Source organism: Methanomethylovorans hollandica DSM 15978, from assembly GCF_000328665.1.
GTDB classification, from domain to species: Archaea; Halobacteriota; Methanosarcinia; order Methanosarcinales; family Methanosarcinaceae; genus Methanomethylovorans; species Methanomethylovorans hollandica.
Window position 1 is genome coordinate 1851729 of the sequence record NC_019977.1, and the last position, 26199, is coordinate 1877927.

Consider the following 26199-nt stretch of genomic DNA (forward strand, 5'->3'; position numbering starts at 1 on the left):
TCTGGTTTCCCGTTAAATGTGAACGTTTCTTATATACTGATAACTGATCAATATAAGCTGATCCCTTGATTGACTAAAAAGCTTAAAAAAGCAACTTTTATTAGACATCAGACCATCTTTCAAGTGGTTCCTCATGCAGATCAAAGAAATAAGCCTGCCGGAAAAAGTCATCGGCTTTTACCTGGACTCCGGAATCGAACATTTGTATCCCCCTCAGGGAGAAGCTATTGATAAAGGCCTTCTTGAGGGAAAGAACATGGTAGCTGCAATACCCACAGCCTCCGGAAAAACCCTCATAGCTGAGCTTGCAATGCTGAGCTCCATCACAAAAGGGGGAAAAGCATTGTACATTGTGCCATTAAGGGCATTGGCATCCGAAAAGATGGACCGTTTTTTGAAGTTCAGACAGATCGGCATCCAAACCGGCATATCCACCGGGGATTTTGAAGCAAGGGATGAGTGGCTTGGTGCCAATGACATAATAATTGCAACCTCAGAGAAAGCAGATTCCCTGTTGCGCAACGAAACATCCTGGATGCAGGACATCACCGTAATAGTGGTGGATGAGGTACATCTGCTGGATTCACCCAATAGAGGCCCCACTCTGGAAGTCACTATTGCTAAATTGAGAAAACTTAATCCTAAAGCTCAGATAATTGCATTATCTGCAACAGTAGGTAATGCACAAGAGATAGCAGACTGGCTGAAAGGCGGGCTTGTATTGAGCGAATGGAGACCTACAGACCTGAGGGAAGGCGTGTACTATGCGGATACGATAAATTATATCGGTGCTCAGAAAGCTGTTGCTATCACATCCTCCGACGACGGGGTAAACATTGTCATAGATACACTGGAAGAAGGAGGGCAATGCCTTGTATTCGAAAGCAGCCGCAAGAATTGCGTGGGTTTTGCAAAGAAGCTGGACAGACACGTTGATAAATTGCTCAGCAAACAGGAGCGCAGTGTCCTTGACAAGATCGTAGACGCAGTAATCGAAACGTCAGAAACAGAAGCTTCCAAAGTACTTGCACAATGTATCAGAAATGGTGTGGCATTTCACCATGCGGGATTGAACTCAGCCCATCGCAGGCTTGTGGAGGACGGGTTCCGGGAAAACATGATCAAAGTTATATGCAGCACGCCTACCCTTGCAGCCGGGCTGAACCTGCCTGCACGCAGAGTTGTTATCCGCAGCTATAAGAGATATGATTCCAACTTTGGAATGCAGCCTATACCTGTCCTTGAATATAAACAAATGGCAGGCAGAGCGGGTAGACCTCATCTTGACCCTTACGGAGAATCTGTGCTTATAGCCCGTTCATATGATGAAATGGAAGCACTTTTTGGGAACTATGTCAATGCCAAGGCAGAAGATGTCTGGTCAAAACTTGGTACAGAGAATGCATTGCGTACCCATGTTCTTTCCACAATTGTCAATGGTTTCGCTTCCAGTGAAGAGGGACTTATGGAGTTCATGAGCGCAACATTTTTTGCACATCAGCAGGAGGCACGTAATCTGCAGGAACTGGTAGAACAAAGCATAGCATTCCTGCTTGAGCATGGTATGCTGCAGCAAGAAGGTCGCCTTCGGGCCACACGGCTTGGAAAACTGGTGTCCATGCTGTACATTGATCCACTATCAGCTGCCACCATACTGCAAGGTTTAGAGAAAGCTGGGAAACTCACAGACCTTACTTTGATGCATCTTGTATGTAGTACCCCCGACATGAAACAGCTTTACATGCGCAGCTCTGATTATACCATGATCAATGAATTTGCAACTGTCCATAAGGATGAGTTTGCCAGAATGCCCAGCCCTTTTAAGTCCATAGAATATGAATGGTTCCTGGGAGAAGTTAAAACTGCCTTGTTCATGATCAAATGGATAGATGAGATACCAATGGACGAGATCACAGCACAGTTCAACGTTGGTGAAGGAGATATACACGCTTTTGCCGATATAGCACAATGGCTCATGCATGCTACGGCCAAACTTGCGGAAACCATGGAATTTCCAGGAACAGAAAAAGCCTATGAATTGGAAAAACGTATCCAATATGGAGCTAATGCTCAATTACTCGAACTGGTAAGCATTCGTGATGTGGGCAGGGTGCGTGCCCGAAAGTTGTATAACGCCGGACTTACGTCAGTAGAAGCGCTAAAGAATGCTGGTGTTGAAAGAATAGGCCAACTGATAGGGCCAAAGACAGCAGAGAGGATAATGCACAATATCATGGGTTCATATCAGACGGGGAAAATAAAAGGGAATGGCTTTGCAGAAGCAGTGTACAGACCTATGGAAAGACTACAAAGAACCTTTAGTGATTTTGATGATTGAACTATAATTCTAAGGAGATGCAGCATGCTTTACGGTAGATTATCAGAGTTTAAAGAAAAGGAGATAAAGGCACTCATTGAACGCGGAGGCGAGCTGGCAAATGTAAGTGGCACTGTTTCCTCGATCCTTGCAGATGTGCTCAGCAAAGGAGATGTAGCTCTTCGCGAATATACTCAGCGTTTTGATGGTGCAATGATCGATGCCATCGAAGTATCCAGGGATGAGATAGAAAACGCATACAACAGTACAGATCAGGAACTTATTAAACATCTGGAAATAGCTGCAAACAATATCCGCAAGTTCCATGAAGCACAGATGCCTGAAAAGATGTGGTTCATGCAGCTTTCCCCTGGAATAGAGCTGGGACAAAAGGCAACTGCCCTTGCAAGTGTGGGAGCCTATGTTCCCGGAGGCAGGGCCTCATACCCATCCACCGCACTTATGACAATAATACCTGCAAAGGTTGCAGGCGTCAGAAAGGTTGTAATGTGTACGCCTCCGGGCCCTGATGGAAAGGTTAATCCCCTCACGCTGGCAGCAGCAAAAGTAGCAGGTGCGGATCATGTGTACCGCGTGGGAGGTGTGCAGGCTATTGCTGCAATGGCTTATGGGACAGATAGTGTGATGAAGGTGGATAAGATCGTGGGTCCCGGGAATGTGTATGTGACATCCGCCAAGATGCAGATCAGAGACAGGGCTGAAATAGATTTCCCTGCGGGGCCAAGTGAGGTGCTGATAATTGCTGATGAGTCTGCGTATCCTGCAATGGTCGCAGCGGACATGATAGCCCAGGCAGAGCATGACCCTCAGGCAGTATCTGTATTGGTGACAAACTCTGAAACCCTTGCCTCGAAGGTCAAAGAAGAAGTGCTGAAACAGGCACAAAGCACTATAAGAGGAGAGATAGTAGGTTCATCACTGAAGAATGCAGCAATACTGATAGCTGAATCCATTGAACAGTGCATAGATTTCTCAAACAGCTTCGCTCCTGAACATCTTGAAATAATCACTAATGACGATGAGACTGTACTTCAGAAGATAGAGCACGCAGGTTCGATCTTTATGGGCAACTATGCCCCTGTTCCTGTAGGTGATTATGCATCCGGTACGAATCATGTATTACCCACTGCAGGATATGCTAGAATGTACTCAGGCCTCAACATAATGCATTTTCTCAAGATTTCCAGTATCCAGCGCATCAACAAGGAAGGACTTGCAACGATCATGGACACCGTAATATCTCTTGCTGAGAAAGAAGGGCTGCAGGCCCATGCCGATGCCATACGTATACGCTTTTCCAGTTAAGGTCTAAAATAGGATATGTTTCAATCGACAATTATTTAATAGGTGACTACATAATTTGTTTAATAAGTTCTTTTTGAAATCAAATCGGTGGGGGGCCACCTATGAAAATAAGAGTCGTAAGTTCAAGAGAAGAGATAAATGAACTCAATCCGAATGAGAAAGTGATACACCTTGCTTTTCGCCCGTCGAACAAGGATATATTCAACCTTGTTCAAACCTGCACCAAAGTAGAGGTCATCCAGATACCAAGCTCTTACAGAAGAACAGTTTCCAAGTCCATAGAGATGTTCATGCAAATGCAGAACATTAAACTGGTGGAAGGAGATGTATGGGGTCACAGGAAGGATATCAACGAGTATTATAGCATATCACCTGCCATAATAGAGAAAATAAAAGAAATGAAGGCTGATGGCAGATCTGATGCCGAGATAGCCGATAAAATCGAAAGGGAAGGCAAACTTAACCGGGAAATGATATTCTACATACTCGGAAAGCAAAAGTAGACTTATTAGAAACAGCTCTATTAAGGCTATTGCGTGTCATCCTATTTTCGCAAATGCTACTTTTTTTCTTTTTGATGACAGTTTTAGGGCATCTCAACGATGCCTATAAATAACTTTATCACTTCATCTTTTGAAAACACGACAGGTTTTGCGATAATGACCGACAACTATGGAAAAGTATATCTTGTAGGTTCGGGTCCCGGAGATCCCGAACTGCTTACTCTGAAGGCAAGAAGGCTCATAGATAGTGCAGATGTGGTCATATATGACCAGCTTCCTGGTGAAGCGATACTGTCTTCGATTCCTCAAAAAGCCGAGAAGATTGATGCAGGAAAGTATGCCGGAGATCATACACTATCTCAGGACAGGATCAATGAACTTATAGTAGAGAAGGCAAAAGAAGGCAAAATGATTGTCCGCCTCAAGGGTGGAGATCCATATGTTTTCGGAAGAGGAGGAGAGGAGGGGCAGGAATTAGTGAAGGCAGGCATTGGTTTTGAGATCGTGCCTGGTATAACCTCTGCCATATCCGCACCTGCCTATGCGGGCATTCCTGTGACACACAGAGATCATGCCTCCATGGTTACGTTTATAACCGGTCATGAAGACCCCACCAAAGAAGAAAGCGGGCTGGACTGGGAAACACTTGCAAAGTTCCCTGGCACCATTGTTATCCTTATGGGTGTCAAAATGCTGGAACGCAATGTAAATGAACTTATGAGGCACGGTAAAGACCCATCCACACCAATTGCACTAATAGAGAGAGGAACCCGTCCTGACCAGAGAGTAACAGTGGGCACTCTTGAGAACATTGTTGCCCTCAAGAAAGAAAGGAAGGTAAAGACACCTGCGATCACTATAATAGGTGATGTGGTCAAATTGCACGATGAACTTGGAGAGCAGTTTCCGGGAAGGAGTTAATGGATATGGCTGACGAAAACAAACCTGTTCTGGCCATTATGCGGCCATCTGTATATAAGGAAGAATCAGTGAAGCTTGCAAGGTCCATGGGATTTGATGTAATGGCTGTTCCCATGATCGAGCTTACGGGAACGCAAGATTCTTCCTTCAAACCTTTTTTTGAGCAGATAGCAAAAAAAGAAGCCGACTACGTGATATTCACAAGTGCCAATGGGCTTGATTACACATTGCAGAAAATACCATACGTTATGCGTGATATGTTCATAGAAGCTTTGAATAATACCAATGTAGTAGCTATAGGACCTACTACAAAGAAATCTCTGGAAGAGAAAGGCATTAAGGTCATGGGCATGCCCGGAGTGTACAGTTCAAAGGGACTTATAGAATACCTTTGCAAGGATGTAAAGAATAAGAACATAGGCATGGCACGTAGTGTCTTTGGCTCAACTGTGCTCACAGAGGGACTTACCCGCTGTGGCGCAAATGTGCTGGAAACAAAAGTTTATAGCCTTTTTAGGCCTGATGGCGAGGAGCAAAAAGACCTGATAAGAACTGCTCTGGATGGCAAGATCACAGCTTTTGCCTTTACCAGTTCCATGATGGTGCATAATTTCTTTGAGGTGGCCAAAGAGCTCGAAGCCGGAGATGCGATCGTGCAGGCACTCAGTGAGTCAATCGTAGCAGCTATTGGCTTGCCTACAGCAGAAACATTGCGTGGCTACGATGTGAATGTTTCTGTTATCCCTGACGAGTATACGTTCGAAGAGATATTAAAGAAGATTAAGGACATGCTTTTGGCATGTTCCTGAAAAACCTATTTATATCATTTTTTCTTTTTCTCATGCAAATTTCGGATAAAACATAGAAATGCCCGGAAGGCAGCATTTGCGTACCTGATTCTACTTATTAAGCGGAACGATTATCATGATAGGTATTTCAAAACTATATTGTGGGACTGTGGAACCATCAGATGCTTTAAGATACGGCAGGGATTCTAAGAAACTCCCTTCTCATCTTTTGCAGTTCTCTATCGACAAAAAACCTGTTGTCGTCTGGAATGTGACCAGACGCTGCAACCTCAAATGTGTACACTGTTATGCACATTCTAAAAATATTGATTACAAGAACGAACTGACTACAGAAGAAGGTAAGGCACTCATAGATGACCTTGCGGATTTTGGCTCTCCCGTGATCTTATTTTCTGGAGGGGAACCCCTCATGCGCAAAGATCTGCCTGAGCTAGCCGCATACGCCAGGTCCAAAGGAAGAAGAGCAGTCATCTCCACGAATGGGACCCTCATCGATAAAGAAATGGCAAAGAAATTAAAAGAGATCGGTCTTTCTTATGTGGGTATCTCACTTGATGGTATGAGAGAAACGAATGATAAGTTCAGAGGACGTGCAGGCGCTTTTGATGCCGCTCTTGAAGGACTGCGCAACTGCAGGGCCGAAGGTATCAAGGTCGGCCTCAGGTTCACCATCAATAAGCATAATGTGAAGGATATCCCTGCCATATTCGACCTTATAGAAAAAGAGAACATACCTCGTATATGTTTCTACCATCTGGTATATGCAGGCAGGGGTTCGGATATGGTAGAAGAAGACCTTAGCCTTGAAGAGAGCCGGGAAGTAGTTGACCTTATAATGAAGAGGACCCGGCAGTTACATGAGAAGGGGTTGCCTGTGGAAGTGCTCACAGTTGACAATCACTGCGATGGGCCGTACATTTATCTGAAGATGCTTGAAGAAGATCCGGAGAGAGCTGCAGAAGTATACTCACTGCTACAGATGAACCAGGGGAACTCTACGGGCATAGGCATAGGTTGTGTTTCATGGGACGGATCGGTACATCCTGACCAGTTCTGGAGGCATTACACTTTTGGAAATGTCCGGGAAAGAAAGTTCAGTGAGATCTGGAGAGATACGACCGATGAGCTGATGGCAGGCCTTAAGGACCGCAAGCCTCTGATAAAACAACATGCAGATAGATGTGCAAAGTGCAAATGGCTGGATGTATGTAATGCTAATTTCAGGGTTAGAGCCGAAGCTGTGCACGACAATGTATGGGCAGATGACCCTGCCTGTTACCTCACAGACAAGGAAATAGGCTATCAGAGTCAATAAGAACACAATTGACCTTATTAATAACTTGCAGACAAAGGAATCACCTGTCTGCTTATCTTTAGATTATAATGAGTACTGACAGGCCTATAAAAGCATGGCCTCCGGAGAGGCCATAAGCATCTGAAAAAAGTTAATGAAAAATTTAAACTTCGATGCAGTTCTGCCAGACACCATGTATATTGCAGTATTCAAGAGCACAGAAGGCCTTGAAATTATCAATGTTGTTGATGTGGAAACTGGCTATTGGCTCTGAGTGCACGGGCTCGAAGTTCATCCGTCCAAAATCAATGGTCTTTCCATCTTTTGTGATGCCGAAAAGCTCCACCCATTCAATATGATGTTCCACTGTGTTGGGATGAGGTACTTCCTTACCCACAACAACCCTTACAAAATCAGCGCCTGTTGACCCGTGCCCTCTTATGAGCTCTATGGCCGGAACATGTTTCTCTTTGCCTTCTACTTCTTTTCCTTTAAGTATTTCTCCGAATTGCATTATTTCACCTCTATATTTATGCTGTTAATCATTATTCTGTCAAGCTCTTGTCTGCTGATGCTGTGAACACTGGAACAGAGAGAGATATTATCAAGCATGAAAGATTCGCTCCACTCAGAATACGATGATCTCATATCCTTGCTATACTTACCTGCTCATACTTGGATGCCCGAACATCTCATCACAAAGGCGAAGACCCTGTTCTTTGGCGCTTTCAAGGCTATCATCTTCTAGGTGCATGCACTGCAAACACAGTCATATCTATAGCATTCATCAGTGCGTGAGCAAAGCACATAGGCTCATCATTGAAAGCGAAAATTGCTATTTTTTTGCCCATATTGCTTCCTCCGATACAGTGTACTGGCCACCCCTGATGAGATTAAGCAGATTGATATAAAGGATTAACGGTGTTCCTGACCCCTATGCGGAATATAGAGCATGTTGCCAGGATGTTGCGTCAACCAGATATATTTAAATAATGAAAAACCCACTGTTACGGATACCGTACAATCACTACATCATATTTATCGGAGAGTTGCAATGACAGTTCCAAAGGAATATATCCCTCATGAGGTCGAACCAAAGTGGAAGGAAGCATGGGACATGTCCATGTACCATTTTGACTGGGAAGATCATAATAGACCACAGTTCATTATAGATACACCTCCGCCTTATCCCACTGGCAATTTCCATATAGGGAACTCTCTTAACTGGTGTTACATAGATTTTGTTGCCCGTTACAAGCGCATGTGCGGATACAATGTGATGTTCCCGCAGGGCTGGGACTGCCATGGACTTCCCACAGAAGTAAAGGTAGAAGAGATACATAATATCACAAAGAATCAAGTGCCAAGGGAAGAGTTCAGGAGAATGTGCCGTGAACTGACGACCAACAACATTGCAAAAATGCGCAATACAATGATGAACTTAGGTTTCTCCGTGGACTGGAGCAATGAGTTCGTTACAATGGAACCTGCATATTACTCCAAGACACAGCGGTCTTTCCGCAGGATGTATGACATGGGCAGGATATACCAGTCCGAGCATCCTGTTAACTGGTGCCCGAGATGTGAAACCGCCATTGCATTTGCAGAAGTGGAATATGAAGGCAGGAGCACACAGCTTAATTACCTTAATTTTGACAAATTAAAGATAGCCACCACAAGGCCTGAACTTATGGCAGCATGTGTAGCTGTTGCAATCAATCCTGAAGATGCACGCTACAATGCTCATATCGGAAGCAAGGTAAAGGTTCCCCTCTTCGGACATGAAGTTCCCGTAATAAGTGATAGTGTAGTAGATCCTGCATTTGGTACGGGTGTCGTGATGATCTGTACCTTCGGTGATAAGCAGGATGTACGCTGGTGGGTGGAACATAAACTTCCCCTGCGCAAGGCCATTGATAAGAACGGCCGTATGACAAAAATCGCAGGCAAATATGCAGACATGACTATTCCGGAATGTAAGGAAGCCGTCATAACGGATCTGAAAGCAGAAGGGTACCTATACGAGCAAAAGGAACTCGAACAGAATGTAGGAATGTGTTGGAGATGTGACACACCCATCGAAATCCTTTCTGAAAAGCAGTGGTTCGTTAAGATAGATACCAATGATGTCAAAAAAGCTGCCGATGAGATCAACTGGACACCTGAGCACATGAAGGTCAGGCTTGAGAACTGGCTGGGCACCATGGAGTGGGACTGGTGTATCTCCAGACAGCGTATATTTGCAACTCCTATACCTGTATGGTACTGTAAGGACTGTGGCGAGGTAATGGTGGCAAAAGAAGAGTGGATGCCCATTGATCCCACCCGGGAATCTCCAAAAGAACCATGCAGTAAATGCGGTAGCACTAATTTTGAGCCAGAGGAAGATGTACTGGACACATGGATGGATTCTTCCATTACAGTCCAGCATGTTACTGGCTGGCTCACTGATCATAAAAGCAGATTACCTGCCCAATTGAGACCACAGGGCCATGATATCATCCGGACATGGGCCTTCTATACGATCCTCCGTTCCATGGCACTTGCAGGCAAGCGCCCCTGGGATTCTATCCTTGTGAATGGCATGGTGCTGGGCGAGGATGGCCATAAGATGAGCAAATCCCTGGGCAATATAATCCCTCCTGAAGAGGTAATTGAGAAATACAGCGCAGATTCATTCAGACAGTGGGCAGCCATAGGAGGCGCTCCTGGTTCAGATGTGATGTTCCGCTGGAAAGATGTAGTATCTGCATCACGCTTCTTTGCTAAGATGTGGAGCATATACAGGTTCTCTGTTTCCCACTTCAATGACCGGGATACATCCTATGTGCCCACAAAAGAGGAACTTCATATTGTGGATAGATGGTTGCTCGACAAGTTGTACGAACTGATAACTTCAGTAACCTTGAACATGGATGCCTGTCAGTTCGATGAGGCTTTTAAATCCATCCGAGGTTTTGCCTGGGAAGTAGTGGCAGACAATTACATCGAACTTGTCAAATCCCGCCTGTATGGCACCAATGCAACGGATAGAAAAGCAGCACAATACACACTATACGCAACTATAGAAGTACTTGCAAAATTGCTTGCTCCGTTTGCACCCTTCTTTGCAGAGGAAATGTATTCAAGACTTGGAACCGGAAGTGTACATATGCAATCCTGGCCAAAGGCAGATGCCTTATGGAAGGATGAAGAGGCCGGTAAAGCCGGAGAACTTGTTAAAGAGATTGTGAGCAGCGTCAGGAGATATAAATCCGAGCATGGTATTGCCCTTAATGCTCCTTTGAAAGGTCTTGAAATATATGGAGCGCTCACCGACGTAATGGACATAACAGGTGCAACTAACACACCAGTAGAAGTGATGGTAGGCAACCCTGATTTTGAGCACGTGCCAGTGAATGTCAAGCCTAACATGGGAGTCATCGGCCCAAAATTCAAAGGCCAGGCAAAGGCTATAATCGATGCATTAACGGAAGCTAATCCGAAAAAACTGGTAAGCGAGATGGAACAGAATGGGAAGATAAGCCTGCAGACAAAGAGTGGCATTATAGATCTGGCTCCCGAAAGTGTGGAGATAGAAAAAGAAGTGATCTCTGCCGGCAGAGCAGTTGATGTGCTGGATGTAAAGGGCATTCCTGTTGTAGTGATCAGGTAAGAAGGGAGATCTTACTCCCTATACGTAATCTTTAATTGTGCTGTTGCGTTATGATATTAATCACTGGAGAATAAGCCAGGTGGTCCCTTGAAGATCAGAGGAAGGATACAACTCAGGAAATCTGCCAAAAATAAACTGCTCGATAACCTCATATCCATGTATGGGGACACAGTAGTGCAGAAGGTAGCATCGTACAAATTCGAGCATGCTGATGCAGGTGACACATCTGTGATCCTTATAGACGGGAAAGTGCTATTATTTGCAGTAGACGATATCTATTTCCCAACAGTGCGAGGTGTTATAGAGCTGGCCATTGAGAAGAATACAGTGGTAGTGGATTCTGGTGCCGTACGCTTTGTAGTGAATGGTGCAGACGTGATGAGCCCTGGAATTGTCCATGCAGATGAGAACATTCTGCAAGGGGATCCTGTGATCGTAAAAGAAGAGAAATATGGCAAGCCTCTTGCCATTGGCAAGGCACTGATCCCTGGAAAGGACATGATTTCAGATTCTGGGAAAGCTGTGAAATCTTTGCATCATGTAGGTGATGAGATATGGAATATCGAAATGTAATTTTAGAGGCACAATAATTAAAATATATGGTTGTTCTTATAAATAATGAAGATGCTAAATCAGTAGGAGATATTTTTAACTGGATCAGTCCAATAATAAAATAAGTACTGTAAAAGATAAAGGGTGCATGTTATGGCAAAATTAATGGATAAGTTTTTTGGCGTAAGTAAAAGATCGCCTACGGGTGAAGACGAGTTCACTGAGCTTGATCTGAGCAAATATGAAGAAGTAACAGGAGAGGAGCCTGCAGAAACATATGTAAGAGTGGCAGAACTTACAAACCTGAATGATCTGGCTTTGCTCAAGAAAGAAGTGTATGAGGGAAATATCCTAATGATAGACATATCCACCATCAAGAACGATAAACTTATGTTGGACAGGGCTCTGAAGGACCTGAAAGATGTTGTCGTGGATGTCCATGGAGATATAGCTGGGCTTAAAGAAGACCAGGTTCTGGTAACCCCTACCGGGATAAAGATCGATCGTTCAAAGATAGTTGGTGGAAGATATTGACAGGTGATGGTCCACAGGCAGCATTCGTTACCCGTACGCAGTGTCCTCTCTGCCACAAAGAAATCATAATGAATTGGGAGAGAGATGAGATCCCATATTTCGGGGATGTCATGTACATTACGGCGTGCTGCGACTGTAGTTTTCGTTTCACTGACACAATGATCCTGTCCCAGAAAGAACCTGTCCGATACGAATTTGTCGTTGAAGGGTCTGAAGACCTTTATGCTAAGGTCGTGCGTTCTACTTCAGGGACGATAAAGGTTCCTGAACTGGGAATAATTGTGGAGCCTGGTTCTATCTCGGAATCATACATAACTAACATCGAAGGTGTGCTTGACCGGATACTGGGGGTTGTGATCACTGCAACAAAATGGGTGGCAGATGAGCCGGAAAAATATGAGCGCGGCCTTCAGTTACAGGAAATGATACATGAAGCTGTAGATGGCAAAAGGAAACTTACCGTGATCATAGAGGATCCTTTGGGCAACAGTGCCATAATATCCGAAAAAGCCGTATCTTCCAAGCTTACTCAGGAACAGGCACGTAAGCTTAAAACTGGCATGATAGTTTTCGATGCAGAGAGTGCTGAGATCGAAATGGACGCATGTGATGAAGACATGATAGGAAATTGATTATCTATCAGTTCCATCACTACAATTAAAATTATGGGGATCAACATGGAAGGCGAAAGGACAGAGAGACCCACAATGCCTTTAATAGGCGATATAGCACCTGGCTTTCAGGCGAGGACAACAAAAGGAAGGATCAACTTCCCTGAAGACTACAAAGGAAAGTGGGTCATCCTCTTCAGTCATCCGGCAGACTTTACTCCTGTATGCACCACAGAGTTTATCAAATGTGCAACAATGCAGGAGGAGTTCAGGCAGCTTAATACTGAACTTATTGGTCTTTCCATTGATAGTTTATATTCTCACATCTCATGGCTCGCTGCTATCAAAGAAAAGATAGAGTACAAAGGGTTGAAAGGGATAGATATCGATTTTCCGATAATTGAAGATGTGAGCATGGAAATTGCGGGCAAATATGGTATGATCCATCCCCGAGCTTCCTATACGCCCGAGGAAATTCTTGAAAAATTGGAGACTACGAGTGGTTCTTTCCATTTCATGGAGTCTAGCACAGAAACGGTAAGAGCAGTATTTATCATCGACCCCAGGGCCAAGATAAGGGCAATGTTTTATTACCCATTCTCCAACGGCAGGAACATGGGAGAGATCAAGCGCCTGCTTGTAGCAATGCAGGTATCTGACAAACATAATGTACAAACCCCTGAGAACTGGCATCCCGGAGAAGATGTGATTCTTCCAAACCCAGTATCATGGGATATGGCAAAGGAAAGGCTTCAGAAGGGTGAAGATGGCACCAGGTGCGGAGATTGGTTCCTCTGCATGAAAAAAGATTCTGAAAAATGAACTGTGGTTTTTGCAGGTCCTCAACCGCCGGATGCGATCCTGAGAAGGAAATGCCTATAAACAATGCATCTGTTTATACCTGAAGATCAAGATAGCAGGTGACCTCATGACAGAAAAGGAGAAAGAAGCGACCCTTCCTTCAAAGAAGGATTTTAGTGAATGGTACAATGAACTCTTACGAATAGCTGAAATAATGGATGTGCGCTATCCTGTAAAAGGCCTTTACGTATGGTATCCGTTTGGTTTTACGATTCGGAAAAACGTTTATAACATAATAAGGGAACTATTGGACAAGGATCATATGGAAACAATGTTCCCGCTTCTTATACCTGAAAATGAGTTCATGAAAGAGGCGGAGCACATAAAGGGCTTTGAGGATGAAGTATATTGGGTCACTCACGGTGGTACATCTCCACTGGATGTGAAACTTGCCCTGCGGCCTACAAGCGAGACTGCTATTTATCCTATGTACAAATTGTGGGTGCGCTCCCATGCTGACCTGCCTCTGAAATTATATCAGATAGTTAACACTTTCAGATACGAGACAAAACATACCCGTCCTCTTATAAGGTTAAGGGAGATAACCTCTTTCAAAGAGGCGCACACCGTACATGCTACCTGGCAAGAGGCTGCTGAACAAGTAGATGAGGCTATAAAGATATATATAGAGTTCTATTATAGGCTGGCAGTGCCTGTGCTTGCTTCTAAGCGCCCGGACTGGGACAAGTTCCCGGGAGCTGATTATACCATAGCTGTAGATGCATTGATGCCTGACGGCAAGACCTTACAGGTAGGGACAGCTCATCATCTTGGCGATAACTTTGCCAGGACTTTCGACATAAAGTACGAGAATCCGGCAGGAGAACAGGTATATGCTCACCAGACATGTTATGGCGTTTCAGAGCGCTCTATAGCTGCACTGATATCCATACACGGTGATGATAAAGGACTTGTATTACCTCCTGAAGTGGCTCCTATACAGGTGGTGATCATACCTATAGTGTTCAAGGATTCATCTGATGTGATCCAGGCATGTGAAAAAGTACAGCAACTTCTGCAGGATGCAGGGATCCGTGTAAAAATTGATCTGAGTGACGATCGTCCCGGGGCTAAGTATTATAGATGGGAAATGAAAGGTGTGCCACTGAGACTGGAGATAGGCCCCCGAGATCTAAAGAATGGTGTTGCTGTGCTGGTTCGTAGAGATACCGGAGAAAAAAGACAGGTACCTCTGGAAAACATAAGCCATGAATCAAAAGAGACATTAAAGGTCATTCAGTCCACCCTCTTTGAGAAAGCGGTCGCAGATATGCAGGCACGCATATTTGTTTGCTCTACTCTTGAAGATGTCAATGAGAAATTATCTGAGGGTATAGCACTCCTTCCATGGTGTGGCGATAAGGCATGTGGTTTGCAGATAGAAGAGGAGATCGGTGCAGGCATTTTGGGCATACCCACCGATCAGGAAGAGGGCCATAAGGGGCATTGCCCCGTCTGTGGCAAAGATGCAAGTGTAAAAGTTTATGTAGCAAGGAAATATTGATCCCTGCAACTTACTTTTTACTGAAAAAGAGGGTGTATCATGGAAGGACCATCACCAGAAAATATAAAAATGCCTGAAAGGCCATTGTTCCTGTGCGTATTGGCAAATACTGAAACGGCTTACATTGAAGGCCTTTCTGCTGCCGGGAAGACAGCAAAACTAACAGACTATACACCGCCTGGGGATGCCGAGGTGCTGGAGACCGGCATGGTGGTGGATGTACCTATTCTGCCCATGACGCCGCCTTATGACACGCCTACACCTGCGCTTATTACCCGGGTTGCGCTGGATATGACCGGTGTGCCACACATGCTTGTAAATGCAGGACTGAAGACCCTGCCTGCTAAAACAGTGCCTCTGAGAGACATTGGAGGAGCACCTGGAAAAGATATACGGGAAGCTATAGCCGTCCCTGATGCACAGGGTATCTTCGAACGTGGTTTTATTCTGGGCAGGGAACTAAAGGATAAATATGACTTTGTCATGATCGGCGAAAGTATACCTGCGGGTACCACTACTGCCAATGCGGTCCTGGCAGCCCTTGGTTATGATGGAAATGTAAGCAGTAGTGCATCCACCAATCCCCTTGAACTTAAAAAACAGGTTATAAATGAAGCTCTGGCCTCTTCCGGCATAAAACCTGGCGATCTTCGTAACGATCCTATGGAAGCGATCAAATGCGTGGGCGATCCTATGATGGCAGCAGTTGCGGGGATAGCCACAGGGCTTGAAGATATGCCTGTGATCCTTGCAGGTGGCACTCAGATGGCAGCAGTTTTTGCCGTGATCAAACATCTTGGATATGAGACAGATAACATCACTATTGTAACAACTTGCTATGTCATGAATGACACTTCAGCTCACTTTGCCACAATTACGGACAAACTGGATGCAAAAGCATATGCAACTGACCCTGGATTTGGTCAATCACGCCTGCAGGGCCTCAGACAATATGAAGCCGGATTCGTAAAAGAAGGAGTTGGTGCAGGCGGAGCTATATACCTTACACAGATGTTCGGCATCCCTATAGAAAAGCTGAGAGCTGAGATAGAATTGCTCTGTGAGAAACTCTCAAAATATGGGGATATTGAGAGAGTAAAGTGAAGAAGATCAAAAATAGAGTTATGTGGACCTGATACATCCACATTTAATAGGGTATTTAAATACATTTGAGTATATAAAATGCTTGTTCATTACTGTTTGGAAAAATTGGTATAATTTGTTTTGTGAGCCTGTCTTGATCTTCAGACGCTCACAATTCAATAATGAGGGGATTTTGATTAACCTCCTTTTTAATCGATTACTTATATACATTATATAAGACATTTTTTAGAAAATGTAATCTCATTACACATCTTGTACCCTCCATCACACTTTATGGAATTATACTGGCTTTCTTGAATACTATTTAGTAAATTAGTGTTATTTTACACATATACCTTGATTTGAAAAATAAAGATCAAAAAAGAAAAAATAGATTATCTCTAACTATCAGTCAGATAAATCCGAATTTCCATCACCGATAGATATATCACTGATAAGATGTATTCTGGGGGATACACCTATCTGGGGTTGTGGCCTAGCCCGGCATGGCGACGGGCTCCAGCGGATAGATGATGAACAACGGGTCTACTGAGATCTGCCCGACGGGGCTGATTGGTGAGGAGCCGTTGGAGCACTGATATGTGCTCAGAATGCTGAAAAGCATTTGTTCGGAGAGACCCGTCGATCGTGAGTTCAAATCTCACCAACCCCACTTTTTATAAGATATACCGTTTAGAAAAGCTATTTATAGTTGCCATAAAATATTTATTGTTTTTGAGCTTGTAGATGACACGATGCTTATATACTTATTGAAATATATATTGAATTTATGAGGGAATTAGATGAACAAAGGATGGATAATGGCATGTATGAAAATAAAATGTCCAAAGAGACAGGTGTTAAGGTCTTTGAAAAAGAGGCATACAAACATAGTATGTGCTGCAAAGGGGATTTTACATTCGACAATGCAAATCCAAAAAGACTATATATTCTTCCCTTAATAACAAATTTTAGGATAGTATACCATGATAGGATCTGATCTTGACAGAGTACTGGTAGTTGATGATGAGCCAGCTATCGTAGATCTCATGGAACTTTATCTCAAGTCTCATTATGAAATAATCAGAGCTTATAACGGAAAGGAGGCTCTTAGAAAAGCCAGGTCCGAAAAGCCTTCTGTAATAATCCTTGATGTGATGATGCCCGACATGAACGGATATGAGGTCTGTAAGGTGCTTAAGACTTCAGTAGAAACCCAATTCACCCCCATTATAATGGTAACTGCTCTTTCAGGCAAAGATGAAAAGATAAAAGGTCTTGAGTCCGGTGCTGACGAATTTCTGAGTAAGCCTGTAAACAGACTTGAACTTGTGACCCGTGTTAAATCCCTTACAAGAATAAAACATCTTCAGGACAGGATCCTGGCAGAACGCAATTATGCATACCAATGCATCGATGTGGCCGGAGGTTTAATGCTGGTTGTGGACAGGGATCAAATGATCAATCTGATGAACCGCACAGGAAATGAATCACTTGGTTATGATGAGTTTGAACTTATCGGACAAAATGTGTTCGATGTGCTGTTCTTACCTGAAGATAGGGAAAAAGAAAAAGAAAATTTCAAAGAGATAATAACTAATATGAGTGATACTCCACTCTCCAGTGAGAAAAAGATCCTTAAGAAGAATGGAGAAGCTATAATTGTAAGCTGGAGCAAGTCACCCATTTACGACAGTAATGGAAATATAGAGGCATTGATATGTTCTGGAAAGGATATCACTGAACTCAAGATGAAAAATGAGTTATTGCTGAATCTGAACGAAATGAAAGATATCTTCACAGGCGTACTCAACCAGGGTCTGATGGGTCCTGTTACAGAGATACAGGATTATGTGCAGGCACTTCTAGAACAGGAAACTGAAACAGAGAATATAGCATATGTTGAAAAAATAATGCGAAATGTATCTAATATGACCGAAACTCTAAAGACTGCCTCAGCTTATCTGGATCAACAACCAGAAGAAAAAATATGATAGAATATCTGGAAACATATGGTTTAAGAGATACATTTGGCAAAAACATTTAAATCATATCATGTGTGTAGTAATGTCGTTTCATTCGGGAGGGATCCCGTGGGAATGTAGCCGGAAAAAGGCTGAACCGTGAAACTAAAAATGAAACAAGGTGAACACAATTGTCAAAATCTTTTTATGGATATATTAGAGATGCCTGGAAGAACCCTGATGCGACTTATGTCAAGGATCTTAGGTGGGAGAGACTCCAGGAATGGAGAGAACAGGGTTCCATCGTGAAGATCAGAAGACCCACTCGCATAGATCGTGCAAGGTCCCTTGGATACAAAGCTAAACAGGGAATAATAGTTGTGCGTGCAAAAGTAAGAAGAGGAAGCCGCAGAAATACAAGATATGTTCGCGGAAGACGCAGTCACAACATGGGTAAGAACAAGATAACTGCAGGCAAGAGTATACAGAGAATTGCAGAAGAGCGTGCGTCCAGAAAATACCCGAACATGGAAGTCCTCAACTCCTACTGGGTAGGCGAGGATGGCAAAGCCAAGTGGTACGAAGTGATCCTTGTGGACCCCAGTCACCCCGTGATCAAGAACGATAAAAATCTTAATTGGATCTGCAACAGCACCCAGAAGGGGCGTGTCTTCCGTGGAAAGACCAGTGCTGGTGTAAAGGGAAGAGGTATGGGTAAACGTGGTACTGGAACCGAAAAGAACAGACCCAGTATCAGGTCTAACATGAACAGGGGCAAGTGATCCATCATATAAATTTGCGAGTGATAGCGCACTCGACGGAAGAAAAATCCAGGGTAATGGATGCCCTGGGTTTATTTTTAAAGAATTCTTTAAAGAATAAGGATTCTGATTTATTGTCAGAGCTAGTTGATACTATTGAAGCTGAAGGGCACTATGGTAATCCGATAACGATCTTCAGCATACAATTGACCCGTAAGCACGATACAATGGCCTTCTCAAAGTTTGTCCATAATAATATGACATCGGAAGATCTTGAGACCCTTCAAAGTGAAATGCCTGACAGACTTGATGATGAACAAGTATTCCACCTGAGATTCGATAAACAAGAAGCTTATATGGGCCGTGTGAAAATTGTTTCATCCTCTGATGCTATAACTGCTAAAGTGAAGATAGAAACATACCCAAAGAACAGGGAAATGGCAGGGAAGATAGTGGAGGAGTTGTTTGGTTGAAGGGTATTATGATCTTTGCATCCGTTACCTTCCTGAAGATGACCAGGAAATGGAAAGATTCTTATCACTTGTAACACATTTTGGTTTTAAGGGTGCAGGAATAGCACAAGTACCAAATAGCAAATCAGTGGCATCATATATAGGCCCGCGTTATTCTTTTTTTGATCTTGTGCATGGAGTGGACATACATGAAGAGAATCCTTCTAAACTCCACTCCCAGATCAGCCGCTACGCTAAAAAAGTAGATTTTGTGATGGTAGAAGGGGGAGCGGATAAACTGAACCGTTCAGCTGTTGAAGCCGCAAATGTGAACATATTGTCTTTGCCTTTTGGTATCAAAGATGGGGGATTGGATCATGTGATCGCAAAATTTGCTGCTGACAGAAATATTGCCATTGAGTTTGATGTTGGGTCCCTAATACGATACAGAGGCGGGAAAAGAGTGCATGCTATGTCAGAACTCGGGCAGCGGCTGATGCTTGCAAGGAAGTTTGATGTGCATATGGTACTGACCAGTGGTGCGCGGTCCATTTATGATATACGGGGACCAAGAGAGCTTATTGCATTGGCAGGTTTGTTCGGGATGACAAAGGAAGAAGCAATAAGATCCATGACTGCTATACCTGCCGCCATCCTTAGAACAAAAAGAAAAACTCATGGCTTTATTATGGATGGTGTGGAACTTATAGAAGAACAGGCTCCTCCTGAAAAACAGGAGGAATTCTGTTGAAAACGCTTCCTTCCAGCTTAAGACAAAGGAAACGTTATCTTGCAATAGAGATAATTACTGAACTCGAAGTATCCAGAGAAGAACTTTTACGTGAAATTTTCTCTGCCATGGGCTCATTGTATGGTGATATAGGTTCCAGTGAATGCGCAATGAGATTGCTGGATTTTGGGAACCGGAAAGGGATACTGCGCTGTTCCCACATGATGGAAGAAAGATCTCGTGCAGCACTTGCAACAATAACCACCATTGGTGGACAGCGCGCAATAGTGCATGTACTTGGCATATCGGGAACTGTGAAGGGTGCAACACAAAAGTATATAAGTGTGCAGCAATATCAGAACCCGAACATATTAATATATAAGTAATAACAATGTTCATAGAACAGAGCCGAAGAATATACAGTTTATTAATATAGGAGATGATTAGATATGCAAATGACGCCACAGATGGGTTATGATCGTGCCATCACAGTATTCAGTCCGGATGGAAGGCTCTTTCAGGTGGAATATGCTAGAGAAGCCGTGAAAAGAGGAACAACTGCCGCAGGCATCAAGGCAAAGGAAGGAGTTGTACTTCTTGTCGATAAAAGAATTACCAGCAGGCTAATTGAAGCTGAATCCATTGAGAAGATATTCCAGATAGACAGTCACATAGGTGTTGCTACCTCTGGGCTGGTGGCCGATGCCCGTTCACTGGTTGACAGAGCCAGAGTTGAAGCACAGATCAACAAAGTATCCTATGATGAGAACATCGGTGTCGAAGTCCTTGCAAAGAAGATCTGCGACCATAAACAGAACTACACTCAGTTTGGAGGCGTCAGACCTTATGGTACTGCGCTCTTAATAGCAGGAGTGGATGACACCAGACCAAGACTATTTGAAAGTGACCCAAGTGGTGCTTTGCTGGAATATAAGGCCACAGCCATAGGTGCAGGCAGGAACACTTTCATGGAAGTTTTCGAAGCTCAGTATCGCGAGGATCTGAGCATTGATGAAGCAATTCTGCTTGGCATGACCGCCTTATACAAGTCCACCGAAGGAAAGATTGATGCTGCAACACTGGAAGTGGGAGTAGTTACACTACAAGATCGTACATTCCGCAAGCTTGCAGAAGAAGAAGTACAACAATATGTATCCAAAGTCATTGAAGAACAGAAGAAAGAAGTAAAAGAAGAAACTGAATCTGTTTCCGAAAATGGACCTGCAGGCGAGTGAAAGGCTTACATTACATAAAGTTATATAAAAATATACAGTATATAAAGTGGGGGATATGAAATGGTATCTCTTGATGAATCCGTAATTGCAAGGCTTAAGAAGGGTAAGAACCACTACGAGGTCTTTGTTGAGCCAGATGGAGCACTGGCATTGAAAAAAGGGGATGATGTAAAAATAGAAGAGATAATTGCAGTTGAATCCATTTTTACTGATGCTGGCCAGGGAGAACATGCTTCTGAATCTGATCTCCTCAATATATTTGGCACACTGGATGCCCTGGTAATTGCAAAGGAAATCATTTCACATGGAGAATTGCAGTTAACGAAGGAGCAGAGAAAGCAAATACTTGATGAGAAAACAAAGCGCATAATCAGTACGATTGCACAGAATGCAATAAATCCACAGACCAAAGCCCCACATCCCCCTTCAAGGATTGAGAAGGCCATGGAAGAGGCAAAAATCCATATAGACCCATTCAAATCTGTAGACGAGCAAGTAATGATAGTGATGAAGGCAATCCGCCCCATCATACCTATACGTTTTGAAGAAGTACAAATAGCAGTCAAAGTACCAGGGGAATATGCTCCAAAATCATATGGAGAGATTGCCAGGTTTGGTACGCTTGTGAGGGAAGAATGGCAGGCTAATGGCTCATGGGTAGGTGTTGTAAAAATGCCTGCGGGTATGCAGAACGATTTTTACGGTCTTGTGAACCATCTCACCAAGGGTGATGCTGAAACTAAACTATTATAAGAGGCTAGATAATGGATAGAGAAATTGTAGTTCCGGGTCAACTTCTTTCCGATAATACGAATGAGTCGGGCTCCGGAACCTATGTAAAGGAGGGAAAAGTATATTCTCTCCTTTATGGAGTAGCTAATGTAAAGAACAGGATATCTGTTATTCCATTTTCCGGAAAATATATTCCTTCCAGAAAGGATTTAGTCATAGGCACTGTTTTTGAGACAACTTCTTCAAACTGGATCTTTGATATCGGTTCTCCTTATGATGGCCTGCTGCATGTGTCAGAGTACCCAAGGCGTGTGGAATCATCCATGATGAGGGAGATATTTAACATAGGCGATTGTGCTATCCTCAGAATAAAAGATGTGGACGCCTCTATGAAAATAGAACTTACCCTCCGGGAGAAAGGGTTAAGGAAAATAAAAGGTGGCAGGCTGCTTGAAGTACCACCTACAAAGGTACCCCGTGTCATTGGGCACAACGGTTCCATGGTCTCCATGTTAAAAAAGGAGACAGACTGCGAGATCTTTGTCGGACAAAATGGAAGGATATGGATAAATGGCAAAGATGAGAATATGGATAAACTTTCAGAAGCTATTGATATGATCATCCGTGAATCTCATACTTCCGGTCTGACAGATAAGATCAGCCAATTCCTTCAGATAGAAGAAGAAGATACAAAGGTGGGGGAAGAAGTTGCAGACGTTGATATCGAGCAGGGAGAAGTTGTGGAAGATATAAACTCTGCTGATGAAGAAGACGGCGAAGACACGGATAAAGTTGACGAGACAAGCAGAAAGGTAGACCAGCTACTGGATGCAGAGGAAAACTGAAAGTTCCCTGTATGTTCTGCTTATGATCAGAAAATAGAGTTAGTATATATTTGGAGAAAGTATTATGGCTAATAAACCTGAGAAGTTCATTGATGAGAATGGCCTGCGCCTGGATGGACGGGCAGTTGATGAGATGAGGCCCATGACCATCGAGATCGGTGTCTTATCAAGGGCTGACGGTTCATGTTATTTAGAATGGGGAAAGAACAAGATACTGGCAGCAGTATATGGTCCAAGGGAACTGCATCCCCGCAGGATGCAGAAACCTGATGAGGCTATAGTCAGATACCGATACAATATGGCAGCTTTTTCTGTAGAGGACAGAGCAAGGCCAGGACCAAGCCGCAGAAGCATCGAGATCTCAAAGGTTAGCAGAGATGCCTTTGCCCCTATAATAATGACAAAGTATTACCCCAGTGCTGTAATAGATGTTTTTGCAGAGGTATTGCAAGCGGATGCAGGTACAAGGACAGCGGCTATTAACGCCGCCTCCATCGCCCTTGCTGACGCCGGTATCCCTATGAAGGGACTTATATCAGCATGCGCTGTGGGTAAAGTTGACGGACAACTGGTGCTGGACCTGAGCAAGGATGAGGACAATTATGGGAACGCAGACCTCCCTATTGCCATGACCCAGGATGGAGAAATATCCCTTCTGCAGATGGATGGCAATCTGACAAAGGAAGAGTTCAAAAAAGCATTAGAAATGGCAACTGAAGGCTGCAGACAGATCTTGGAGATCCAGAAAGAAGCTTTGAAAAAGAAGTTCGAATCCCATGAAGAGGTCGTGAAAAGTCTGGTAGAAGTTGCTGAAGAAAAATTCGATGACATTCAGAACGAGATAGAACTGATAGAAGATGACTTTGAAACATCTGACTTGGAAGAGGAAGAAGGCATCGAAGTTATAGTAATTAAAAATGATGTATCTGAGTCTGCTGATGAGATATCAGAAGATGAGTTCACAGAATTAACTGAAGATGAAGATTCAGAAACAGATAATACAGAAGATCCTGAAGCAGAGAAGGTAGGTGAAAAAGATGAGCAGTGAAGTAATGGCCTCACTGAAGAAAGATTACATCTACAACCTGATGCTCAAAGGAAAGCGTGAAGATGGTCGCGCGTTCGATGAGCACCGAAAAATTACCGTGCAGACAAACGTAATTGAGAAGGCAGAAGGTTCTGCAAAAGTGTGCATTGGAGATACCCAGGTACTAGTAGGTGTAAAACTACAGGTAGGGGCTCCGTTCCCCGATTCACCTGATGAAGGTGTGATCATCACAAATCTGGAGATGAACCCGCTTGCTTCACCTGACTTTGAGGCAGGACCTCCGAGAGAGGGTGCTATAGAGATGGCAAGGGTCACCGATAGGGGAATTCGGGAATCAGGCGCAATTGATTTAAAGGAGTTATGTATTACGGAAGGAGAAGAAGTCTGGATCGTATTCATAGATGTGCATGTACTGAATGACGATGGCAATCTTCAGGATGCTTCATGTCTTGGTGCCATAGCTGCCCTCATGACCTCAAAGATCCCTTCAGAAAGGGAAGGTAAGGGAGAAGATGTGAAGATGCCGATCAGGGATATACCCATAGGTGTTACACTGGTGGACATCGGTGGAGAATTGATGGTAGATCCGGGACTTGCAGAGGAAACTGTAGCAGATTCAAAATTGACCATAGCATCCAACAAGAATGGTTCGATCTCTGCGATGCAGAAAACAGGGGAAGGCATGCTGACACAAGAACAGTTGTTAAAAGCAGTGGATATGGCATGTGCTAAAGCTGAAGAGATCAGAGAGAAATATCTGCTGAACATCTGAGGGCAAATGGTCATTGATATAAAATATTAATTTTAGTATACTGAAGATCAAGGAGAATGCTCATGGCAAAGAAATATTCAAGGAAAGGACGTGTGACCAGATCTGCAGGGCGATTTGGTGTGAGATATGGTAGGAAAGATCGCAAACTGGTTGCAGATCTTGAAGAAAAGATGCGTATGCCCCACACCTGTGCAAAATGTGCACGTCCAAGCGTAAGGAGAATAGGAACAGGTATCTGGCAGTGTAGAAAATGCGGCTATACTTTTGCTGGCGGCACATTCCTGCCTCAGACACCTGTAGGCCTTACAGTTGCCCGCTCTGTAAAGAAGGCGACAGAGATCCTGGAGTGAGTGATAACAACTATGGGATACAAGTGCACGCGCTGCAAAAAAATAGTAGAGATAAATTATAGGGCTCTCGGTATACGCTGTGACTATTGTGGCCACCGTATACTTGTCAAAGAAAGGCCTACCTCTATTAAAAGAATAAAGGCTGAGTAAGAAGTATGCTAATTACTTCTTCTCGCAAACCTTCAATAAATACCAGGTCCCTATGCAAAAATCTTGCCTCATTTTTCCATTGTGAGAATATTAACCGTGGCAAGATGGGAATGGGCGAAGTGCTTTCCCTGGTAGAAGGTGATCCTGGACCATTATTGATAGTAGGGGAATACCACGGGAATCCTGGAAGTTTGATCTTCTATACACCAGATGGCAGAGAACTGCTTTCTATTAGGACAAGTGTAACTACTGTAAAGAAGCTTCAGAAAAAGGTGTCTCCCAAAATACTGCCTGTAGCAACCGGACATGGCGATATTGCACCTATCCTGGCGAAGATACTTGCAATACAATTAGTTGATGAACCTTCTTCTCCTTTAGTATTGGAAATATCAGATGATCAACTCGATTTTTTCTATGAAGGCCAGGAACTGTTCAGGTTGAACATTAAAACTATCCGTTAGGTGATCTATTGGAAGCAACTGCAGAATCCGTTTTTGAAACGGATAGAGCATTTCTCATTTACAGGTCTCTGATGCCCGAAATAGAAACAACGGTCACTGAGCGGTCAGAAATATCTTTGCAGGTAATGGGAGATAAACTTACATTGAAAGTGATCGCATCAGACCTGATATCTCTGCGTGCCACAATGAATACATGGCTGCGCCTGATACAGGTAGCATATGAAGTATTGCATACCAGTATGGAATTGCAGTCCAGTTAGAGAAACATTAAAATCATTTAAGGTTAATTCAGATTCAGGTGAAACCACATGAGTACACAAATACCCCCTCAAGTACAAAACCAGATTGCTCAGTTGCAGCAGGTTCAACAGCAAGCACAATCACTTTCCATTCAGAAATCTCAGATGGAAACCCTGCAGAAAGAATCTGAACTGGCTCTTGAGGAACTTGAAAAGCTTCCTGACGATGCTATAATATACAGGGCAGTAGGTGACCTGCAGATCAGATCTGAAAAACAGGAAACTGTTTTGAAGCTTAAAGAAAAAATAGAAACTTTATCTTTAAGGGTCCAATCCATTTCAAGACAGGAAGAGCGCATTTCAAAACGCTTTAGTCAACTGCAGGAACAAATACAGCAGGCAATGGGTCAGCAGGCACAGTAAGTGTCCTACCCTGTCCTCCTCTCTCTCCCCCCCCTCTCTGCTTTAATGCTAATACTAGTTATTTAAG

Annotated in this window: 30 protein-coding genes and 1 tRNA gene; 30 read left to right on the plus strand and 1 reads right to left on the minus strand. The window is 43.6% G+C overall.

From position 1 onward, the window contains the following. The first annotated feature begins 133 nt into the window (after window positions 1–133). The 6 genes from METHO_RS08915 (at window position 134) to ahbC (ending at window position 7191) form a co-directional block, all read left to right on the plus strand. Entirely contained in the window at window positions 134–2338 is a 2205-nt protein-coding gene (locus tag METHO_RS08915) for an ATP-dependent DNA helicase (RefSeq protein WP_015325204.1), read from the plus strand. Window positions 2339–2362: 24 nt separating this feature from the next. Next, window positions 2363–3643: a histidinol dehydrogenase gene (gene hisD / locus METHO_RS08920; RefSeq protein WP_015325205.1), complete on the plus strand. Its 1281-nt coding sequence runs from the start codon at window positions 2363–2365 to the stop codon at window positions 3641–3643. A gap of 101 nt (window positions 3644–3744) precedes the next feature. Beyond that, window positions 3745–4146: a DUF1699 family protein gene (locus METHO_RS08925; protein ID WP_015325206.1), complete on the plus strand. Its 402-nt coding sequence runs from the start codon at window positions 3745–3747 to the stop codon at window positions 4144–4146. A gap of 156 nt (window positions 4147–4302) precedes the next feature. After that, window positions 4303–5067: a uroporphyrinogen-III C-methyltransferase gene (gene cobA / locus METHO_RS08930; protein WP_048831132.1), complete on the plus strand. Its 765-nt coding sequence runs from the start codon at window positions 4303–4305 to the stop codon at window positions 5065–5067. A gap of 5 nt (window positions 5068–5072) precedes the next feature. Continuing rightward, complete coding sequence (locus tag METHO_RS08935) at window positions 5073–5876, plus strand: uroporphyrinogen-III synthase (RefSeq protein WP_015325208.1); 804 nt, start codon at window positions 5073–5075, stop codon at window positions 5874–5876. A gap of 115 nt (window positions 5877–5991) precedes the next feature. After that, a complete protein-coding gene (ahbC, locus tag METHO_RS08940) occupies window positions 5992–7191 on the plus strand; it encodes a 12,18-didecarboxysiroheme deacetylase (RefSeq protein WP_015325209.1) in 1200 nt (399 codons plus the stop codon). A 142-nt stretch (window positions 7192–7333) separates the two neighbouring features. On the opposite strand, the gene METHO_RS08945 is transcribed toward ahbC, so the two are convergent. Beyond that, a complete protein-coding gene (locus METHO_RS08945) occupies window positions 7334–7684 on the minus strand; it encodes a desulfoferrodoxin family protein (RefSeq protein WP_015325210.1) in 351 nt (116 codons plus the stop codon). Window positions 7685–8224: 540 nt separating this feature from the next. Here METHO_RS08945 and METHO_RS08950 point away from each other — a divergent pair. The 24 genes from METHO_RS08950 to METHO_RS09055 all read left to right on the plus strand — a co-directional run bounded on the left by METHO_RS08950 (window position 8225) and on the right by METHO_RS09055 (window position 26132). Continuing rightward, window positions 8225–10825, plus strand: a complete 2601-nt coding sequence (locus tag METHO_RS08950) for a valine--tRNA ligase (RefSeq protein ID WP_015325211.1) — start codon at window positions 8225–8227, stop codon at window positions 10823–10825. 87 nt (window positions 10826–10912) lie between these two features. Continuing rightward, window positions 10913–11398: an RNA-binding protein gene (locus tag METHO_RS08955; RefSeq protein ID WP_015325212.1), complete on the plus strand. Its 486-nt coding sequence runs from the start codon at window positions 10913–10915 to the stop codon at window positions 11396–11398. Window positions 11399–11530: 132 nt separating this feature from the next. Continuing rightward, entirely contained in the window at window positions 11531–11911 is a 381-nt protein-coding gene (locus tag METHO_RS08960; protein WP_015325213.1) for a cell division protein SepF, read from the plus strand. Further along, the gene (locus METHO_RS08965) at window positions 11908–12543 is read left to right on the plus strand and encodes a ZPR1 zinc finger domain-containing protein (RefSeq protein ID WP_015325214.1); all 636 of its coding nucleotides are present in this window, start codon (window positions 11908–11910) and stop codon (window positions 12541–12543) included. Before METHO_RS08960 ends, METHO_RS08965 begins: the two co-directional genes overlap by 4 nt. 75 nt (window positions 12544–12618) lie before the next feature. Next, a complete protein-coding gene (locus METHO_RS08970) occupies window positions 12619–13344 on the plus strand; it encodes a redoxin domain-containing protein (RefSeq protein ID WP_048831306.1) in 726 nt (241 codons plus the stop codon). Window positions 13345–13450: 106 nt separating this feature from the next. After that, a complete protein-coding gene (proS, locus tag METHO_RS08975; RefSeq protein WP_015325216.1) occupies window positions 13451–14887 on the plus strand; it encodes a proline--tRNA ligase in 1437 nt (478 codons plus the stop codon). A 39-nt stretch (window positions 14888–14926) separates the two neighbouring features. After that, window positions 14927–15991 (plus strand): nicotinate mononucleotide-dependent phosphoribosyltransferase CobT, encoded by a 1065-nt coding sequence (gene cobT, locus METHO_RS08980; RefSeq protein ID WP_015325217.1) that lies wholly within the window; start codon window positions 14927–14929, stop codon window positions 15989–15991. Between the two features lie 464 nt (window positions 15992–16455). Continuing rightward, window positions 16456–16643 (plus strand) — tRNA-Trp (locus METHO_RS13745). A 117-nt stretch (window positions 16644–16760) separates the two neighbouring features. After that, window positions 16761–16970 carry a hypothetical protein gene (locus METHO_RS08985; protein ID WP_015325218.1) on the plus strand — a complete coding sequence of 70 codons (210 nt, stop codon included), beginning with the start codon at window positions 16761–16763 and terminating at the stop codon, window positions 16968–16970. After that, entirely contained in the window at window positions 16957–17964 is a 1008-nt protein-coding gene (locus METHO_RS13145; protein ID WP_015325219.1) for a response regulator, read from the plus strand. Before METHO_RS08985 ends, METHO_RS13145 begins: the two co-directional genes overlap by 14 nt. Before the next feature lie 161 nt (window positions 17965–18125). After that, complete coding sequence (locus METHO_RS08995) at window positions 18126–18716, plus strand: 50S ribosomal protein L15e (RefSeq protein ID WP_015325220.1); 591 nt, start codon at window positions 18126–18128, stop codon at window positions 18714–18716. Window positions 18717–18736: 20 nt separating this feature from the next. Next, on the plus strand, window positions 18737–19168 hold the full coding sequence (locus tag METHO_RS09000) for an RNA-binding protein (RefSeq protein ID WP_281162807.1): 432 nt from the start codon (window positions 18737–18739) through the stop codon (window positions 19166–19168). Next, window positions 19161–19898: a ribonuclease P protein component 3 gene (gene rnp3 / locus METHO_RS09005; RefSeq protein ID WP_015325222.1), complete on the plus strand. Its 738-nt coding sequence runs from the start codon at window positions 19161–19163 to the stop codon at window positions 19896–19898. Before METHO_RS09000 ends, rnp3 begins: the two co-directional genes overlap by 8 nt. Further along, complete coding sequence (locus tag METHO_RS09010; RefSeq protein WP_015325223.1) at window positions 19895–20263, plus strand: Rpp14/Pop5 family protein; 369 nt, start codon at window positions 19895–19897, stop codon at window positions 20261–20263. Before rnp3 ends, METHO_RS09010 begins: the two co-directional genes overlap by 4 nt. Before the next feature lie 63 nt (window positions 20264–20326). Further along, entirely contained in the window at window positions 20327–21112 is a 786-nt protein-coding gene (gene psmA / locus METHO_RS09015; protein WP_015325224.1) for an archaeal proteasome endopeptidase complex subunit alpha, read from the plus strand. 60 nt (window positions 21113–21172) lie between these two features. Continuing rightward, entirely contained in the window at window positions 21173–21865 is a 693-nt protein-coding gene (locus METHO_RS09020) for a ribosome assembly factor SBDS (protein WP_015325225.1), read from the plus strand. Window positions 21866–21876: 11 nt separating this feature from the next. Further along, a complete protein-coding gene (rrp4, locus tag METHO_RS09025) occupies window positions 21877–22689 on the plus strand; it encodes an exosome complex RNA-binding protein Rrp4 (RefSeq protein WP_015325226.1) in 813 nt (270 codons plus the stop codon). Between the two features lie 64 nt (window positions 22690–22753). Continuing rightward, window positions 22754–23737, plus strand: a complete 984-nt coding sequence (rrp41, locus tag METHO_RS09030; RefSeq protein ID WP_015325227.1) for an exosome complex exonuclease Rrp41 — start codon at window positions 22754–22756, stop codon at window positions 23735–23737. Next, entirely contained in the window at window positions 23718–24509 is a 792-nt protein-coding gene (gene rrp42 / locus METHO_RS09035; protein WP_048831134.1) for an exosome complex protein Rrp42, read from the plus strand. Before rrp41 ends, rrp42 begins: the two co-directional genes overlap by 20 nt. Before the next feature lie 62 nt (window positions 24510–24571). Beyond that, window positions 24572–24859 (plus strand): 50S ribosomal protein L37ae, encoded by a 288-nt coding sequence (locus tag METHO_RS09040; RefSeq protein WP_015325229.1) that lies wholly within the window; start codon window positions 24572–24574, stop codon window positions 24857–24859. A gap of 12 nt (window positions 24860–24871) precedes the next feature. Beyond that, a complete protein-coding gene (locus METHO_RS13350; protein WP_015325230.1) occupies window positions 24872–25009 on the plus strand; it encodes a DNA-directed RNA polymerase subunit P in 138 nt (45 codons plus the stop codon). 104 nt (window positions 25010–25113) lie between these two features. After that, window positions 25114–25470, plus strand: coding sequence for a hypothetical protein (locus METHO_RS09045; protein ID WP_172635195.1), 357 nt, complete (start codon window positions 25114–25116; stop codon window positions 25468–25470). 8 nt (window positions 25471–25478) lie between these two features. Then, entirely contained in the window at window positions 25479–25730 is a 252-nt protein-coding gene (locus METHO_RS09050) for a KEOPS complex subunit Pcc1 (RefSeq protein WP_015325232.1), read from the plus strand. Window positions 25731–25778: 48 nt separating this feature from the next. Beyond that, window positions 25779–26132: a prefoldin subunit beta gene (locus METHO_RS09055; protein WP_015325233.1), complete on the plus strand. Its 354-nt coding sequence runs from the start codon at window positions 25779–25781 to the stop codon at window positions 26130–26132. The last annotated feature ends 67 nt before the right edge of the window (window positions 26133–26199 follow it).

Excerpts from the sequence above, each read along its gene's own strand:
- METHO_RS08915 (WP_015325204.1), top strand. The coding sequence starts at position 134 with ATGCAGATCAAAGAAATAAGCCTGCCGGAAAAAGTCATCGGCTTTTAC.
- hisD (WP_015325205.1), top strand. The coding sequence starts at position 2,363 with ATGCTTTACGGTAGATTATCAGAGTTTAAAGAAAAGGAGATAAAGGCA.
- METHO_RS08925 (WP_015325206.1), top strand. The coding sequence starts at position 3,745 with ATGAAAATAAGAGTCGTAAGTTCAAGAGAAGAGATAAATGAACTCAAT.
- cobA (WP_048831132.1), top strand. The coding sequence starts at position 4,303 with ATGACCGACAACTATGGAAAAGTATATCTTGTAGGTTCGGGTCCCGGA.
- METHO_RS08935 (WP_015325208.1), top strand. The coding sequence starts at position 5,073 with ATGGCTGACGAAAACAAACCTGTTCTGGCCATTATGCGGCCATCTGTA.
- ahbC (WP_015325209.1), top strand. The coding sequence starts at position 5,992 with ATGATAGGTATTTCAAAACTATATTGTGGGACTGTGGAACCATCAGAT.
- METHO_RS08945 (WP_015325210.1), bottom strand. The coding sequence starts at position 7,684 with ATGCAATTCGGAGAAATACTTAAAGGAAAAGAAGTAGAAGGCAAAGAG.
- METHO_RS08950 (WP_015325211.1), top strand. The coding sequence starts at position 8,225 with ATGACAGTTCCAAAGGAATATATCCCTCATGAGGTCGAACCAAAGTGG.
- METHO_RS08960 (WP_015325213.1), top strand. The coding sequence starts at position 11,531 with ATGGCAAAATTAATGGATAAGTTTTTTGGCGTAAGTAAAAGATCGCCT.
- METHO_RS08970 (WP_048831306.1), top strand. The coding sequence starts at position 12,619 with ATGCCTTTAATAGGCGATATAGCACCTGGCTTTCAGGCGAGGACAACA.
- proS (WP_015325216.1), top strand. The coding sequence starts at position 13,451 with ATGACAGAAAAGGAGAAAGAAGCGACCCTTCCTTCAAAGAAGGATTTT.
- cobT (WP_015325217.1), top strand. The coding sequence starts at position 14,927 with ATGGAAGGACCATCACCAGAAAATATAAAAATGCCTGAAAGGCCATTG.
- METHO_RS08985 (WP_015325218.1), top strand. The coding sequence starts at position 16,761 with ATGAGGGAATTAGATGAACAAAGGATGGATAATGGCATGTATGAAAAT.
- METHO_RS13145 (WP_015325219.1), top strand. The coding sequence starts at position 16,957 with ATGATAGGATCTGATCTTGACAGAGTACTGGTAGTTGATGATGAGCCA.
- psmA (WP_015325224.1), top strand. The coding sequence starts at position 20,327 with ATGCAAATGACGCCACAGATGGGTTATGATCGTGCCATCACAGTATTC.
- METHO_RS09020 (WP_015325225.1), top strand. The coding sequence starts at position 21,173 with ATGGTATCTCTTGATGAATCCGTAATTGCAAGGCTTAAGAAGGGTAAG.
- rrp4 (WP_015325226.1), top strand. The coding sequence starts at position 21,877 with ATGGATAGAGAAATTGTAGTTCCGGGTCAACTTCTTTCCGATAATACG.
- rrp41 (WP_015325227.1), top strand. The coding sequence starts at position 22,754 with ATGGCTAATAAACCTGAGAAGTTCATTGATGAGAATGGCCTGCGCCTG.
- METHO_RS09040 (WP_015325229.1), top strand. The coding sequence starts at position 24,572 with ATGGCAAAGAAATATTCAAGGAAAGGACGTGTGACCAGATCTGCAGGG.
- METHO_RS13350 (WP_015325230.1), top strand. The coding sequence starts at position 24,872 with ATGGGATACAAGTGCACGCGCTGCAAAAAAATAGTAGAGATAAATTAT.
- METHO_RS09045 (WP_172635195.1), top strand. The coding sequence starts at position 25,114 with ATGGGAATGGGCGAAGTGCTTTCCCTGGTAGAAGGTGATCCTGGACCA.
- METHO_RS09055 (WP_015325233.1), top strand. The coding sequence starts at position 25,779 with ATGAGTACACAAATACCCCCTCAAGTACAAAACCAGATTGCTCAGTTG.